A 13,086-nucleotide genomic window follows, 5' to 3' on the forward strand; every position below is an offset into this window, starting at 1 on the left:
TCGACGTTGCGAAATATGGCTGTAACTTGTTACCCGACGGTGGTGCTCTCGCGGACCACCAAACGGTGGTCGACGCGCAGCTCCCGCGGCGCGCCGGAGGCGGCCGGGCCGTCGCCGAGCCGCTCGGCCAGCAGGTCGACGGCGAGCTGGGCGATCCGCGGGGCGTCCGGCGCGATGGTGCTCAGCGTCGGCGTCGAGAACCGGCCGTCCTCGATGTCGTCGAAGCCGATCACGGCGACGTCGCCGGGCACGCTCAGGCCACGTTCCAGCAGCGTGCGAATGGCACCGAGGGCGAGCAGGTCGTTGAAGCAGAAGACCGCGTCCGGCGGCTCGCCCTCGTCCAGCAAACGGGCCATCGCGGCCGCGCCGTCGGCCCGGTGGAAGCTCTCCACCGGCGTCTCGACGCTCTCCAGCCCGGCCTCGGCCAGCACCGACCGGTAGCCGGCCAGCCGCTGGTGCGAGGTCACGGCCGAGGGGCTGTCCTGCACGCCGATCGCGGCGATGCGCCGGCGGCCCAGCGAGCGCAGATGCCGGGTCGCGTCGGCCGCGGCCGCGGTGTTGTCTATCGCCACGTGATCGGCCGGACCGTGCCACACCCGCTCGCCGAGCAGCACCATCGGGGTCCCGCTCTCGACGGCCAGCTCCTCGCCGGCCAGGGCCAAGGGGCTGAAGATGAGCCCGTCGATGGCGTGCCGGCGCAGACCGGCGACCAGGTTGCGCTCACGCTCCGCGTGCCCGTCGGTCTGGTCGATCAGGACGGTCCAGGAACGCTGTTCGGCCGCCTGCACGATCAGGCCCGCGATCTCGGCGAAGTAGGGCGACTGGAGCTCGGGCACGGCCAGGGCGATCACCCCGGAACGGCCGCTGCGCAGCTGACGGGCGGCCATGTTGGGCACGTAGCCGAGCGCCTCGATGGCGGCCTGCACCCGGGCGCGCGTGGCCGGGGCCACGTGCACATAACCGTTGACGACATTGGAGACCGTCTTGATCGACACACCGGCCCGCGCGGCGACATCCTTGAGGCCCGGCGGCACGAATGTGGACTATACAACGTTGCAGTACTTAAGTCCGATCACCCGGCGGAGCTAAGGCCCGACTAGTCGATCTGCGTTCGCGGTTACCGTGACGTCATGTCCATGAGCGCAGCGTGTCTGCCGGTTCCCGCGTCCGTCCGCATCGAGAGCGACGTCGACGCCGCCGTCGCGCTCCTCACCGTCGACGGTGTCTGGGACAAGGAGCTCTGGCAGACGGCCAGCGTGACCCTGCGCAAATGCCTGGCCGAACATCCCGAGGCGCTCATCGTCGACCTGACCGGGCTCGACGACCCGTCCGGGCGCTCCGCACCGGCCTGGATGACCGCCCGCGACATGGCGGCCAAGATGGACCCGCCGGTTCAGCTGGCCCTGTGCATCCCGCCCGATCTGCCCCTGGCCGACAGGATGCAGCGCCTCGGCGCCCCGCGGTTCCTGCCCGTCTACGCCAAGGTGCGCCAGGCCCGGGTCGCCATCGCGAGCCGCCTGCCGCTGGTCGAACGCCTGATGCTGACCCTGCCCCCCGAACCGGAGGCGCCCAGCGCCGCCCGCAACCTGGTCAGCGACGCCTGCCTGGCCTGGGGCCTGGCCCACCTGCTGCACCCGAGCCGCACCGTCACCTCGGAACTGGTCACCAACGCGGTCGAGCACGCCCGCAGCGAGATGACGGTGATGGTCAGCCTGCGTGGCCGGGGACTGCACGTGTGCGTGGCCGACCGGTCCCCCGAGATGCCGCGCCTGATCAAGCCGGCCCGGATCCGTCGCGGCCGGCCCCTGGACCAGCGCGGGCTGGGGCTCCGGCTCGTCATGGAGACGGCCGTGGCCTGGGGCGCGTTGCCCACCCGCACCGGCAAGGTGGTGTGGGCAACGCTCCAGCCGCCTCGGGCCGCTACTGAGCCTCGATGATCATTCCGGCGCCGACCGTACGGTTGGTGCTCTCGTCGATCAGGATGAAACCGCCGGTGGTGCGGTTGCGCCGGTACTCGTCGGCGAGCAGCGGCACGGTGGTACGCAGGCGCACCCGGCCGATCTCGTTGAGCTTCAGCTCGCCCGCCGCCTCGTCCCGGTGCAGGGTGTTGACGTCCAGCCGGTACTGAAGACCGCGCACGACCGTCCGGGCCGACCGGGTGGTGTGCTTGATGGCGTACTTGCCGCCGACGCGCAGCGGCGCCGACTCGTCCATCCAGCAGACCATCGCCTCGATGTCCTGGGCGACCGCCGGCGCGTTGTGCGGGCGGCAGATCAGGTCGCCGCGCGAGATGTCGATCTCGTCGGCCAGCCGGACCGTGACCGACATGGGCGGGAACGCCTCGTCGACCGGACCGTCGGCGGTGTCGATCGCCGCGATCTTGCTGGTCAGACCGGACGGCAGCACCATCACGTCGTCGCCCGGCTTGAGCACACCGGAGGCGACCTGACCGGCGTAGCCGCGGTAGTCGGTGACCGTGGTCGACTGCGGGCGGATCACGTACTGCACCGGGAAGCGCACGTCGACCAGGTTGCGGTCGCTGGCGATGTGCACGTGCTCCAGGTGGTGCAGCAGCGACGGCCCGTCGTACCAGGGGCTGTTCTCCGACCGCGACGCGATGTTGTCGCCGTTGAGCGCCGACACCGGGATGATCGTCAGGTCGGTGATCTCGAGCTTGGCCGCGAACGAGGTGAACTCGTCGGCGATCCGGTCGTAGACCGCCTTGTCCCAGTCGACCAGGTCCATCTTGTTGATGCAGAGCACCAGGTGCGGCACCCGCAGCAGCGACGTCAGGAACGCGTGCCGGCGGGACTGCTCGACCAGGCCCTTACGGGCGTCGACCAGGATCAGCGCCAGGTCGGCGGTCGAGGCGCCGGTGACCATGTTCCGGGTGTACTGGATGTGCCCCGGGGTGTCGGCGATGATGAACTTGCGCCGCGGGGTGGCGAAGTAGCGGTACGCCACGTCGATGGTGATGCCCTGCTCGCGCTCGGCCCGCAGGCCGTCGGTGAGCAGCGCCAGGTTGGTGTACTCGTCGCCGCGCGACGCGCTGGCCGCCTCGACGGCCTCCAACTGGTCGGCGAAGATCGTCTTGGTGTCGTACAGGAGACGCCCGATCAGGGTGGACTTCCCGTCGTCCACGCTGCCCGCGGTGGCGAACCGCAGCAGGTCCATGCGCGCCGCGGGCGCCGTCTCGGTGTCCAGGACGGCCTGACTCATCAGAAGTAACCCTCTCGCTTGCGGTCTTCCATCGCGGCCTCGCTGACCTTGTCGTCACCGCGGGTCGCGCCCCGCTCGGTGATCCGGGTCGCGGCGACCTCGTCGATCACCTTTTCCACCGTGTCGGCCTCGGAGAGCACGGCGGCGGTCTGCGAGGCGTCGCCCACCGTGCGGTAGCGGACGCGGCGCACCTCGGAGGTCTCGCCGTCCCGGAGCTGGATGAACTCGTTCACCGCGTAGAACATCCCGTTGCGCTCGACGACCTCACGGTCGTGCGCGTAGTAGATGCTCGGCAGCGGGACCTGCTCCTTGGCGATGTAGTGCCAGATGTCCAGCTCGGTCCAGTTGGAGAGCGGGAACACCCGGATCGACTCGCCCGGGTGGTGCCGGCCGTTGTAGAGCGCCCACAGCTCGGGACGCTGGTTCTTCGGGTCCCACTGGCCGAACTCGTCGCGGAAGCTGAACATGCGCTCCTTGGCGCGCGCCTTCTCCTCGTCGCGACGGGCGCCGCCGAACAGGGCGTCGAAGCGGTATTTCTCGACGGCGGCCAGCAGCACCGGGGTCTGGATGCGGTTGCGGGTGCCGTCGGGCAGCTCGCGGACCAGGCCGGTGTCGATCGCCTCCTGGACGCTAGCCACCACGAGATTGAGGCCGAGGGTGGCGACCCGGGTGTCGCGGTAGTCCAGCACCTCGGGAAAGTTGTGCCCGGTGTCGACGTGCATGACGGGGAAGGGGATGCGGGCCGGGGCGAAGGCCTTCTCGGCCAGCCGCAGCATGACGATCGAGTCCTTGCCACCCGAGAAGAGCAGGACGGGACGCTCGAACTCGGCCATCACCTCGCGCATCACGAAGATGGCCTCGGCTTCGAGGGCATCCAGATGCGAGACGCGGTACGGCTTCGTCTGGCTCATGGTGGTATCCAGACCTTTCCGGGGCTTGCGGTTGAGAGTGTTACCTAGGGGGAACCGTCATTGTGACGGAAGGTGACGCTGCAACGCTGCAAGTAACCGAGGAGCGAGATCCTTACGGCACACCACCAGGTCCGGCAACTTAGGGTCGGCCTCGTTGTATCTCAGCGTAGAACCGTCGATACGGGAAGCGTGCAAACCCGTGGCCAGCGCCACAGCGACCGGCGCGGCCGAGTCCCACTCGTACTGTCCGCCGGCGTGCACGTACGCGTCGGCGTCGCCGTTGATCACTGCGGCGATCTTGACGCCGGCCGAGCCCATCGGCACCAGCTCGGCCCCGAGCTCCTCGGCCAGGGCCGTGACGAAGGCCGGCGGCCGGGTCCGGCTGGCCGCGATCCGGATCGGCCCGCCCGTCGCCGACTCCAGCGGCAGCGGCGGGTAGGCCGGCGCGTGGTCGGTGGCGATCGTCCGGTGCTGCGCGGGCATCGCGACCGCGCCCGCGGCCAGGCAGGCCGGGCTCCCGCAGTCGGCCGTCCAGAGAGCCACGTGCACGGCCCAGTCGGATCGGCCCTCCTCGGAGAACTCGCGGGTGCCGTCGAGCGGGTCGACGATCCAGACCCGGCCCGCGCTCAGCCGCTCCGGGCGTACGCTGCCCGGCTCGCCGTCACGCCAGGCCGCCCGCGCGTGGTCGTCCTCCTCGGACAGCACCGCGTCGGCCGGGCGCCACCGCGCGAGCTCGGCCCGCATCAGGTCGTGCGCGGCCTTGTCGCCGGCCGCCTTGAGGGCGGCGGCGTCGCCGTACCCCATCTCGTCGCGCACCCGAAGCAGCACCTGGCCGGCCTTGTCGGCCAGCCAGCGGGCGAAGGCGCCGTCGGTCACCGGCGCGTGGCCCAGGTCCAGGGTCTCCCGTTGCGAAGTCACGCGCGCCGACGTCTCTGTCCGCTCGCCCATGCTCTTGTCTCCCCATTGATTCAGTACGCCCCGGACGACCGCACCACAGCCGTCATCGTGCGCAACAGGATGACGAGGTCCAAACTGAGGGACCAGTTCTCCACATAGCGCAGGTCCAGCCGGACCGCTTCCTCCCACGGTAGATCCGAACGTCCGGATACCTGCCACAGGCCCGTCATGCCCGGCTTGACGGCGAGCCGGCGCCGCACGTCGTCGGCGTACGCCGCGACCTCGGCCGGCAGCGGCGGACGCGGCCCCACCAGGGACATCTGCCCCAGCACCACGTTGAGCAGCTGAGGCAGCTCGTCCAGGGAGAACCGGCGCAGATATCGCCCGACCGGGGTGACCCGCGGATCATCACGAATCTTGAAGAGCACGCCGTCGTGCTCGTTGAGATGCTTCAGCTCGGCCAGGCGGGCCTCGGCATCGACATACATGCTGCGGAACTTGTAGATGCGGAAGTGACTGCCGTCACGACCCACCCGCACCTGACGAAAGAGTACCGGCCCGCGCGAGGTGACCCGCACACACAGTGCGACGCCCAGCAGCAGCGGCCCGAAGAGCACCAGCAGGGCCAGCGCGCCGAGCCGGTCCACCGCCTCCTTGACCAGCCGCGACCCGCCGTGCAGACGGGGATGCTCGACGTGCAGCATCGGCAGCCCGTCGAAGGGCCGGATCGTGGTCCGGGCGCCGGCCACGTCGACCAGGGCGCTGGCCACCACCAGGTCGACCTCGTCCCGCTCGAGCCGCCAGGCCAGCCGCCGCAGCTGCTCGCCGTCGAGCTCGGGGCAGCTCAGCACCACCACGGTGTCGGCGTCGGCCTGCTCGACCGCGGCGGCCACGTCGTCGAACGTGCCGTAGACGACCAGGCCGTTGACCCCGGCGCCGTCGTGGCCCGGCGGCAGGCAGGCGCCGACCACCTCGAGCCCGTGGTAGCGCTCCCGCCGCAGCTGCCGGGCCATCCCGATGATCGACAGCTCGTGGCCGACCAGGATCACCCGGCGCAGGTTCTCGCCCCGGGCGCGGGCCAGATGCAGCCGCTTGCGCAACGCGAAACGCAGCACCGCCGAGGCGCCGATCGCCGTCGGCAGGGCGGCCAGGACATAGCTGCGGGCCAGATCGAGATCGAGGGCGTACGACACCAGGGCCGCCCCCGCGATCAGGCCGACCCCGCCGCGGAGCACGCGCTGATATTCGTCGGTCCCGACGAAGAGATAGCGCCGCTCGTAGGCCCGCGACACGGCGAGCACGACCAGCAGCAGGACCGGCAGGAAAGCCGAGAGCAGGATGTAGGCGCGGTTGTAGGTGGTCACCTCGTCGCCGAAGCGCAGCCCGAAGGCGGTGACGCCGGCCGCGGTGCCGGCCAGCAGGTCACACAGCACCAGCGAGCGGACGTAGCTGCGCTCCCAGCGCTGCCGCCGGGACATCGCCGCGTGCCGGCCCCGGATCCGCAGGAAAGGCCGCGCCGCGGGCCGGGCCGCGGCCGAACGGTTGCGCCGCTGCGACCAGTGCCGGTCGATCGCCTGGTTCCGCCCGGGGTCGGCCGCTTCCCGTCCCGCGCGGGGCGGGGCGTTGCCCGGCTTGGGCGCCCGAACCTTCCCTTCGCCACCCGCCTCCGCCGGCGCCTGGGCGGGCTTCCGGGCCGGCTTCGTGGCCGAGTTCACCGGCCACTCCGTGCGGGAGCGCGAGCCCGCGCCGGCGGGCGGCGGGCTCAGCGGCACCACGGGGGCCGGGATCTTCGAGTTGGCCTTGCGGATCCCGGGGTGCGGCCCGCGGTTGGCCGGCGGATGGTTGGCCTCGCCGTATTCTTCCGGCGGCTGGCCCTCCTCGAGCAGCACCGTCGGCAGCAGCACGGTCGGCTCGGTGAGCACCGACTCCTGGTGCGCGGACAGGTCCTGCCGCATACCAATCCTCCCCCGTACGCCGGTCAAAACGCACCGAACCGGTGCGTACGTGTGACCAACGGACGGACGGCGGAAGGCGTCACGGGACCGCGAGGCGGACAAAACCGCCCAAATGATCTATCCGTTCCAGCCCCGTGAGATCAACCGCCGTGGTATTTGTTCTGCGCCCACTCCACGCCTTCGAGGACGATCGCCTCCACCACGTCGGCCGCCCGGTCGATGAGGAAGTCCAGCTCCTTGCGTTCCACGCCGGAGAAGTCGGAGAGCACGAAATCCGCCGGATCCTGCCGTCCGGGCGGACGGCCGACCCCGAAACGGACCCGGGCGTACTCCTTGCTCGACAGCGATTTCGACATGGATCGCAGACCGTTGTGGCCACCCTCACCACCGCCACGCTTAGCCCGTACCTGACCGAAAGGCACATCAAGCTCATCGTGCACGGCGATCACGTTCGACACCGGCACTTTGAAGAACTGGGCCAGCGAGACCACCGCGTTGCCGGACAGGTTCATGAAGGTCAGCGGCTTGACGAGCACCAGCTTGGGACCGCCGAAGCCCAGCCGTCCCTCGGCCACCTCGCCCTGCGCACGCTTGGACCGGCCGAACTTGGCCCCCACCCGGGACGCCAGCAGATCGACCACCATGAAGCCCACGTTGTGACGGTTCCCGGCGTACTCCTTGCCCGGGTTACCCAGCCCGACGACCAGCCACGGCGCGTCCTCAGTCACGTTTCTCCCCACATCCATCCGACCGCCCCGCCCGCCGCCCTAGATCGGACTGAAGACAACGCAATTCGGGGAAAGTGCCATGGCACTTTCCCCGATCACAGCCCGAACTTTGTTACTCCGCGGCGGGAGCCTCTTCGCCCTCGGCCGACGCCTCGGCGCCCTCGGCCGACTCGCCCTCAAGCTGCTCGGCGGTCTGCGCCTGCGAGACGATCGCCAGCACGAAGTCGGGCTCGACGGCCAGCTCGACGCCGTTCGGCAGGGTCACGTCGCCGGCGGTGACCTGCGCGCCGGCCTCGAGGCCCTCGATCGAGACGTCGAGGCCGCTCGGCAGGTGCAGCGCGTCGGCCACGACGGCGAGGGTGTTGGACTCGTGCACGACGAGCGTGTTGCGGGCGGCCTCGCCGGTCAGGTTGATCGGAACGTCGACCTGGACCTTCTCGCCGCGCTTGACGATGATCAGGTCCACGTGCTCGTACGTGTCCTTGATCGGGTCACGCTGGATCGCCTTGGGCAGGGCGAGCGTCGCGGCGGACGCGCCCTGGATGTCGATGGTGAAAACCTGGTTGAGACCGCCGTGCCGGATCGCGGCGGCGAACTCACGGGCCGGCAGCGCGATGTGCTGCGGCTTCTCGCCGTGGCCGTAAAGCACGGCGGGCACCAAACCGGCCCGGCGCGTGCGACGGGCACCACCCTTGCCGAACTCGGTGCGGGGCTCGGCGCTGATCTTTACCTCGGACACGGGGAAACTCCTGAAACTCTTCGATCGGGCTGCGTCTAAGTCGGCGGGCTGCGGCAGTGCTGATCGGCCACCGGAAAGTGCTGGAGGCCGTCGTCGGCGCTGCCGGGCAAGGGGGCGCGCTGGGCACAGGCCCGGAGCACCGCGTCGATGACGGTGCCCCCGAATGGCTGCGAACCTCAGCAGACCGCGGGGCACCCTCGCCGTGGCAACCGCACTATCTTACCCACAGCCTGAGCGCACTCCTCAGCGGGTCCGGTCCGCTGCGCCGCTCCGTGCGAACTTCACCCGGAAGAGGTTTCAGCTCAGGCCACCGAAAAGCGTGGTCACGGAGCCGTCGTCGAAGACTTCACGGATCGCCCGGGCCAGCAGCGGGGCGATGGACAACACAGTGATCTTGTCGAGCCGCTTTTCCGGCGGCAGCGGCAACGTGTTCGTCACCACGAGCTCGCTGATCCGGCTGTTCTTCAGCCGCTCGGTCGCCGGGTCGGAGAGCAGGGCGTGCGTCGAGGCCACGATCACGTCGGCCGCGCCCTCGTCCCAGAGGATGTCGGCCGCCTTGGTGATCGTGCCGCCGGTGTCGATCATGTCGTCGACGATCAGGCAGACCCGGCCCTCGACCTCGCCGACCACCCGGTTGGCCACGACCTGGTTGGGCTTGAGCGGGTCACGGGTCTTGTGGATGAACGCCAGCGGGCAGCCGCCCAGCCGGTCGGTCCACCGCTCGGCCACGCGCACGCGACCTGAATCGGGCGCGACCACTGTCATCGGCCGGCCCGCGTACTTCTTCTGCACGTGCTCGGCCAGGATGTCCATCGCGAACAGGTGGTCCACCGGACCGTCGAAGAACCCCTGGATCTGCGCCGTGTGCAGGTCGACCGTGAGGATCCGGTTGGCACCCGCGGTCTTCAGCAGGTCGGCCACCAGGCGGGCCGAGATCGGCTCGCGGCCGCGGTGCTTCTTGTCCTGCCGCGAGTACGGGTAGAACGGCAGCACCACGGTGATGCGCTTGGCCGACCCGCGCTTCAGCGCGTCGATCATGATGAGGGTTTCCATGACCCAGCGGTTGACGCCCTCGGTCACCGACTGCACGACGAACGCGTCCGAACCACGGACCGAGTCCTTGAACCGGACGAAGATCTCACCGTTGGCGAACTCGTACGAGTCGGCGGGGGTCGGCGCGACGCCGAGCACCTGGCCGATCTCGTCCGCCAGCTCCGGGAAACCACGTCCGGAGAAAAGCATCAGACTCTTACGGTTCTCCGCGACGATGCTGCCCATCGGCTCGCTACTCCCGTTGGATCGAGGGGGTGGGGATGTGATCGAGTGAAGTATCCCCCGGGGCCACCGAAGCGCCACGTTACGCGGGCACCGGGTGGGATGCCTCACCCCCAGCGGATCACTCCTGGTCAGAACGGGTTCACCCGGCCGTTACCGCACCACCGAGCGCACCTGGATCATCACCGTTCGAGCGCGCCGACGGACCGTCCTGTCGGATAGCCGCCACCGGCCGGTGTACCCACCAGCCTCCCCTAGTTACCGCACGGCCGCACGGCGTTCGCTTTTTGCACAGGAACCGCCCGGACTTTGCACAGCGACGGCCCGGGCGGATGCCGCCCGGGCCGTACGTCTCAAGCCTCTTTACTCCGCCTCGGAGATCTCACCCTCGCCGGCCTGGGCCGCCTCGAAGCGCTCGGCCGCCTCGGCCGACACCGTGCCGGCCCGGCGGCGCGCCACCCAGCCCTCCACGGCCCGCTGCGGCGCCCGGGTCACGGCCAGGCTGCCCGCCGGCACCGTGCCCGAGATCGCGCTGCCCGCGGCCACGTACGCACCCGGCTCGATCGTGGCCGGCGCGATCAGCACCGAGTCGGAGCCGACGAACGCGGCCTCGCCGACGGTCGTGTGGTGCTTGTTGACGCCGTCGTAGTTGGCGAAGATCGTGCCCGCGCCGATGTTGGACTTGGCGCCGATCGTGGCGTCACCCACGTACGACAGGTGCGGCACCTTGGCCCCGTCGCCGAGTTCGGCGTTCTTGGTCTCGACGAAGCCGCCGACCTTGGCCTTGCGGCCCAGCCGGGTGCCCGGGCGCAGGAACGAGAACGGGCCGACCGTCGCCTCGTCGCCGACCTGGGCGCCGATCGAGTGGGTACGCAGGACCACCGCGCCCGCGCCCACTGTCGTGTCGATGAGCGTCGTGTCCGGGCCCACGATCGCCCCGGCGGCCACAGTGGTGGCCCCGAGCAGCTGCGAGTTCTGGTCGATCTCGGCGTCCGGCTCGAGCGTCACCGTCACGTCGATCCAGGTCGTCGACGGGTCGAGGATCGACACCCCGCGGCGCATCCACGCCTCGTTCACCCGGTCACGCAGCAGGGCCCGCAGCTTGGCCAGCTCGGCCCGGTCGTTGCAGCCCAGCGTCTCCTGCGCGTCGGGCGCCACGAAGACGCCGACCGGGTCGCCGGCCGAGGCCAGCAGGCCGAAGACGTCGGTGAGGTATTCCTCGCCCTGGTCGTTGTCGGTGGACAGCTTCGAAAGCGCCTCGCGCAGGGAAACCACGTCGAACGCGTAGATGCCCGCGTTGATCTCGCGGATCGCCTTGACCTCGGCCGACGCGTCGCGCTCCTCGACGATGCGCTCCAGGTTGCCGGCGGCGTCGCGCACGATGCGGCCCAGGCCGGTCGGGTCGGGCACCTCGGCCGCCAGCACGGTCGCGCCGCGCTCACCGGCCTCGTGCGCCTCGATCAGGTTGGACACCGTCTCGGGGCGCAGCAGGGGCACGTCACCGTTGAGCACGACGACCGTTCCGGTCGCCTCGGGCACGGCCTCGAGGGCGATGCGCACCGCGTGACCGGTGCCGTTCTGCTCGGCCTGCAGCACCGGCACGGCGCTCGGGGCGATCTCGGTGAGGTGCGCTTTGACCTGGTCGGCCTTGTGGCCGACGACGACGATCACCTGCTCGGCGCCGGCCGGCTCGGCGGCGGCCAGCACGTGCCCGACCAGGGTGCGGCCCAGCATCGGGTGCAGGACCTTGGGCGTCGCGGACTTCATCCGCTTACCTTCACCGGCGGCAAGAACGACGACGGTACGACGAGGGGCCTGGCTCACGCGGTACTCCATTGCTCGCAGTAGAGAGATTTACGCAGAGAGGCGGCGCCAAACACAGCCGCGGAGAGACTGCTCCCGGAAGAGGATTCGAACCCCTATAAACGGCACCAAAAGCCGCGGTCCTACCATTAGACGATCCGGGACCATTCGGACTTTTCCCACTGGGGATCCATCCACCGGTCACATCTTAGCGGCACGCTCGCGATGCTCATCGGCCGCAATCCCGACAGTCCCCATCCGACCGCCCCGCCACCGCCCTTGACCGGACTGAAGACTTGACAGGCTGGCAGGATGGCCGGGTGACGGATCCCCTCGACGACGAGCGCCCCCGCACCCGCCGCCAGCGGCCGCCGGCGGCCCCCCGGGTCCGCATGTCGGCCGCGCAGCGGCGGGAGCAGCTGATCGCGATCGGCCGCCAGTTGTTCGCCGAGCGTGGCTTCGACGCGACCAGCGTGGAAGAGGTGGCGGCCCGGGCCAAGGTCTCCAAGCCGGTGGTCTACGAGCACTTCGGCGGCAAGGAGGGGCTGTACGCGGTGGTCGTCGACCGCGAGGTCCGCGCCCTGCTCGACCGGATCACGGCCGCGCTGACCGCGGGCCACCCGCGCGAACTGCTGGAACAGGCCGCGCTGGCCCTGCTCGACTACATCGAGGACGAGCCGCACGGCTTCCGGGTGCTGGTGCGCGAGTCGCCGGTGCTCGCCCCGGCCGGCACCTTCTCCAGTGTCATGAACGACGTGGCCCACCAGGTGGAGCACATCCTGGGCGACGAGTTCCGCAGCCGCGGCCTCGACCCGAAATTCGCCGAGCTCTACTCGCAGGCGCTGGTCGGCATGGTGGCGCTGGTCGGCCAGTGGTGGCGTGAGGCCCGCAAGCCGAAGAAGGAGATGGTCGCGGCCCACCTGGTCAACCTGGCCTGGAACGGCCTGTCCAACCTCGAGCCGAAACCGGCCCTGATCACCCGCAAGGTGAAATGACAGAAGGCCCGCCGATCGGCGGGCCTTCTGTTCCGGCGAAGATCAGGCGGTACGGCCCTCGCGCACCTGGCGCGGGGCGCCGGCCTTGCTGGGCGCGGCCACCTTGCTGTACAGACCGGCGGTGATGAGGATGACGCCGGCCAGGTAGGTGACGACGACCGTGGACACCGTGAAGCCGAAGAAGTTGGCGTCGGTACGGCTGGCGGCCAGCTCGTAGCTGCCGATCACCAGCAGCGTCCAGCCGACGTACTTGTCGGCCTCGACGTCGAGGTTGCGGCCGATCGCGCTGGTGGCCAGGACGATCGCGCCCAGGATCAGCGAGATGATCGACCACAGCAGGTTGGTGCCCTGCCCGAGGGCCCGCTCGGTGTTGTCACCGGTGAAGCTCTCGCCGGAGGTCTGGATGAACCCGACGATCGCGAACACCACGAGGTACGCGCCGACCAGGAGGCCGAGCGCGCGGTACAGCGGCCGCAGCGGGTGGTTTACCGGGGTGTGCGCCATGGTGTCCGTCTCCAAGGTCAGGTGTTGTACACGCCGATTCTCGCGTATCCCGGTCAAGCG

General features: G+C 70.1%; 12 protein-coding genes and 1 tRNA gene. 2 read left to right on the plus strand and 11 right to left on the minus strand.

The features are described from left to right. Positions 1-29 precede the first annotated feature (29 nt). Positions 30-1,034 (minus strand): LacI family DNA-binding transcriptional regulator, encoded by a 1,005-nt coding sequence (locus tag AB0C26_RS14060; RefSeq protein ID WP_360246698.1) that lies wholly within the window; start codon positions 1,032-1,034, stop codon positions 30-32. A gap of 96 nt (positions 1,035-1,130) precedes the next feature. Here AB0C26_RS14060 and AB0C26_RS14065 point away from each other — a divergent pair, with 96 nt between their 5' ends. Further along, positions 1,131-1,937, plus strand: a complete 807-nt coding sequence (locus tag AB0C26_RS14065; RefSeq protein ID WP_360246700.1) for an ATP-binding protein — start codon at positions 1,131-1,133, stop codon at positions 1,935-1,937. On the opposite strand, the gene cysN is transcribed toward AB0C26_RS14065, so the two are convergent. From cysN to AB0C26_RS14110, 9 genes are all read right to left on the minus strand, one after another. Next, positions 1,921-3,219 (minus strand): sulfate adenylyltransferase subunit CysN, encoded by a 1,299-nt coding sequence (gene cysN, locus AB0C26_RS14070; protein WP_360246702.1) that lies wholly within the window; start codon positions 3,217-3,219, stop codon positions 1,921-1,923. The genes AB0C26_RS14065 and cysN overlap by 17 nt on opposite strands. Then, complete coding sequence (cysD, locus tag AB0C26_RS14075; protein ID WP_360246703.1) at positions 3,219-4,130, minus strand: sulfate adenylyltransferase subunit CysD; 912 nt, start codon at positions 4,128-4,130, stop codon at positions 3,219-3,221. The genes cysN and cysD overlap by 1 nt, the downstream gene beginning before the upstream one ends. Before the next feature lie 57 nt (positions 4,131-4,187). Then, positions 4,188-5,078, minus strand: a complete 891-nt coding sequence (locus AB0C26_RS14080) for a 3'(2'),5'-bisphosphate nucleotidase CysQ (protein ID WP_360246705.1) — start codon at positions 5,076-5,078, stop codon at positions 4,188-4,190. Positions 5,079-5,098: 20 nt separating this feature from the next. Beyond that, the gene (locus AB0C26_RS14085) at positions 5,099-6,982 is read right to left on the minus strand and encodes an exopolysaccharide biosynthesis polyprenyl glycosylphosphotransferase (RefSeq protein WP_360246707.1); all 1,884 of its coding nucleotides are present in this window, start codon (positions 6,980-6,982) and stop codon (positions 5,099-5,101) included. 140 nt (positions 6,983-7,122) lie between these two features. After that, on the minus strand, positions 7,123-7,728 hold the full coding sequence (gene pth / locus AB0C26_RS14090) for an aminoacyl-tRNA hydrolase (RefSeq protein ID WP_360246709.1): 606 nt from the start codon (positions 7,726-7,728) through the stop codon (positions 7,123-7,125). 94 nt (positions 7,729-7,822) lie between these two features. Beyond that, positions 7,823-8,449 carry a 50S ribosomal protein L25/general stress protein Ctc gene (locus AB0C26_RS14095; protein ID WP_360246711.1) on the minus strand — a complete coding sequence of 209 codons (627 nt, stop codon included), beginning with the start codon at positions 8,447-8,449 and terminating at the stop codon, positions 7,823-7,825. Between the two features lie 297 nt (positions 8,450-8,746). Further along, entirely contained in the window at positions 8,747-9,727 is a 981-nt protein-coding gene (locus AB0C26_RS14100) for a ribose-phosphate diphosphokinase (RefSeq protein WP_203768357.1), read from the minus strand. Between the two features lie 360 nt (positions 9,728-10,087). Then, entirely contained in the window at positions 10,088-11,548 is a 1,461-nt protein-coding gene (glmU, locus tag AB0C26_RS14105) for a bifunctional UDP-N-acetylglucosamine diphosphorylase/glucosamine-1-phosphate N-acetyltransferase GlmU (protein WP_360246713.1), read from the minus strand. A gap of 72 nt (positions 11,549-11,620) precedes the next feature. Continuing rightward, positions 11,621-11,691: transfer RNA gene (locus tag AB0C26_RS14110), tRNA-Gln, on the minus strand. Between the two features lie 228 nt (positions 11,692-11,919). Here AB0C26_RS14110 and AB0C26_RS14115 point away from each other — a divergent pair. Further along, positions 11,920-12,522, plus strand: coding sequence for a TetR/AcrR family transcriptional regulator (locus tag AB0C26_RS14115; protein ID WP_360248221.1), 603 nt, complete (start codon positions 11,920-11,922; stop codon positions 12,520-12,522). A gap of 42 nt (positions 12,523-12,564) precedes the next feature. Here AB0C26_RS14115 and AB0C26_RS14120 read toward each other — a convergent pair whose 3' ends face one another. Then, complete coding sequence (locus AB0C26_RS14120; protein ID WP_360246715.1) at positions 12,565-13,041, minus strand: DUF4383 domain-containing protein; 477 nt, start codon at positions 13,039-13,041, stop codon at positions 12,565-12,567. Between the last annotated feature and the right edge of the window lie 45 nt (positions 13,042-13,086).

Origin of the sequence: Actinoplanes sp. NPDC048796, from assembly GCF_040650035.1 — a bacterium.
Lineage (GTDB): Bacteria > Actinomycetota > Actinomycetes > Mycobacteriales > Micromonosporaceae > Actinoplanes.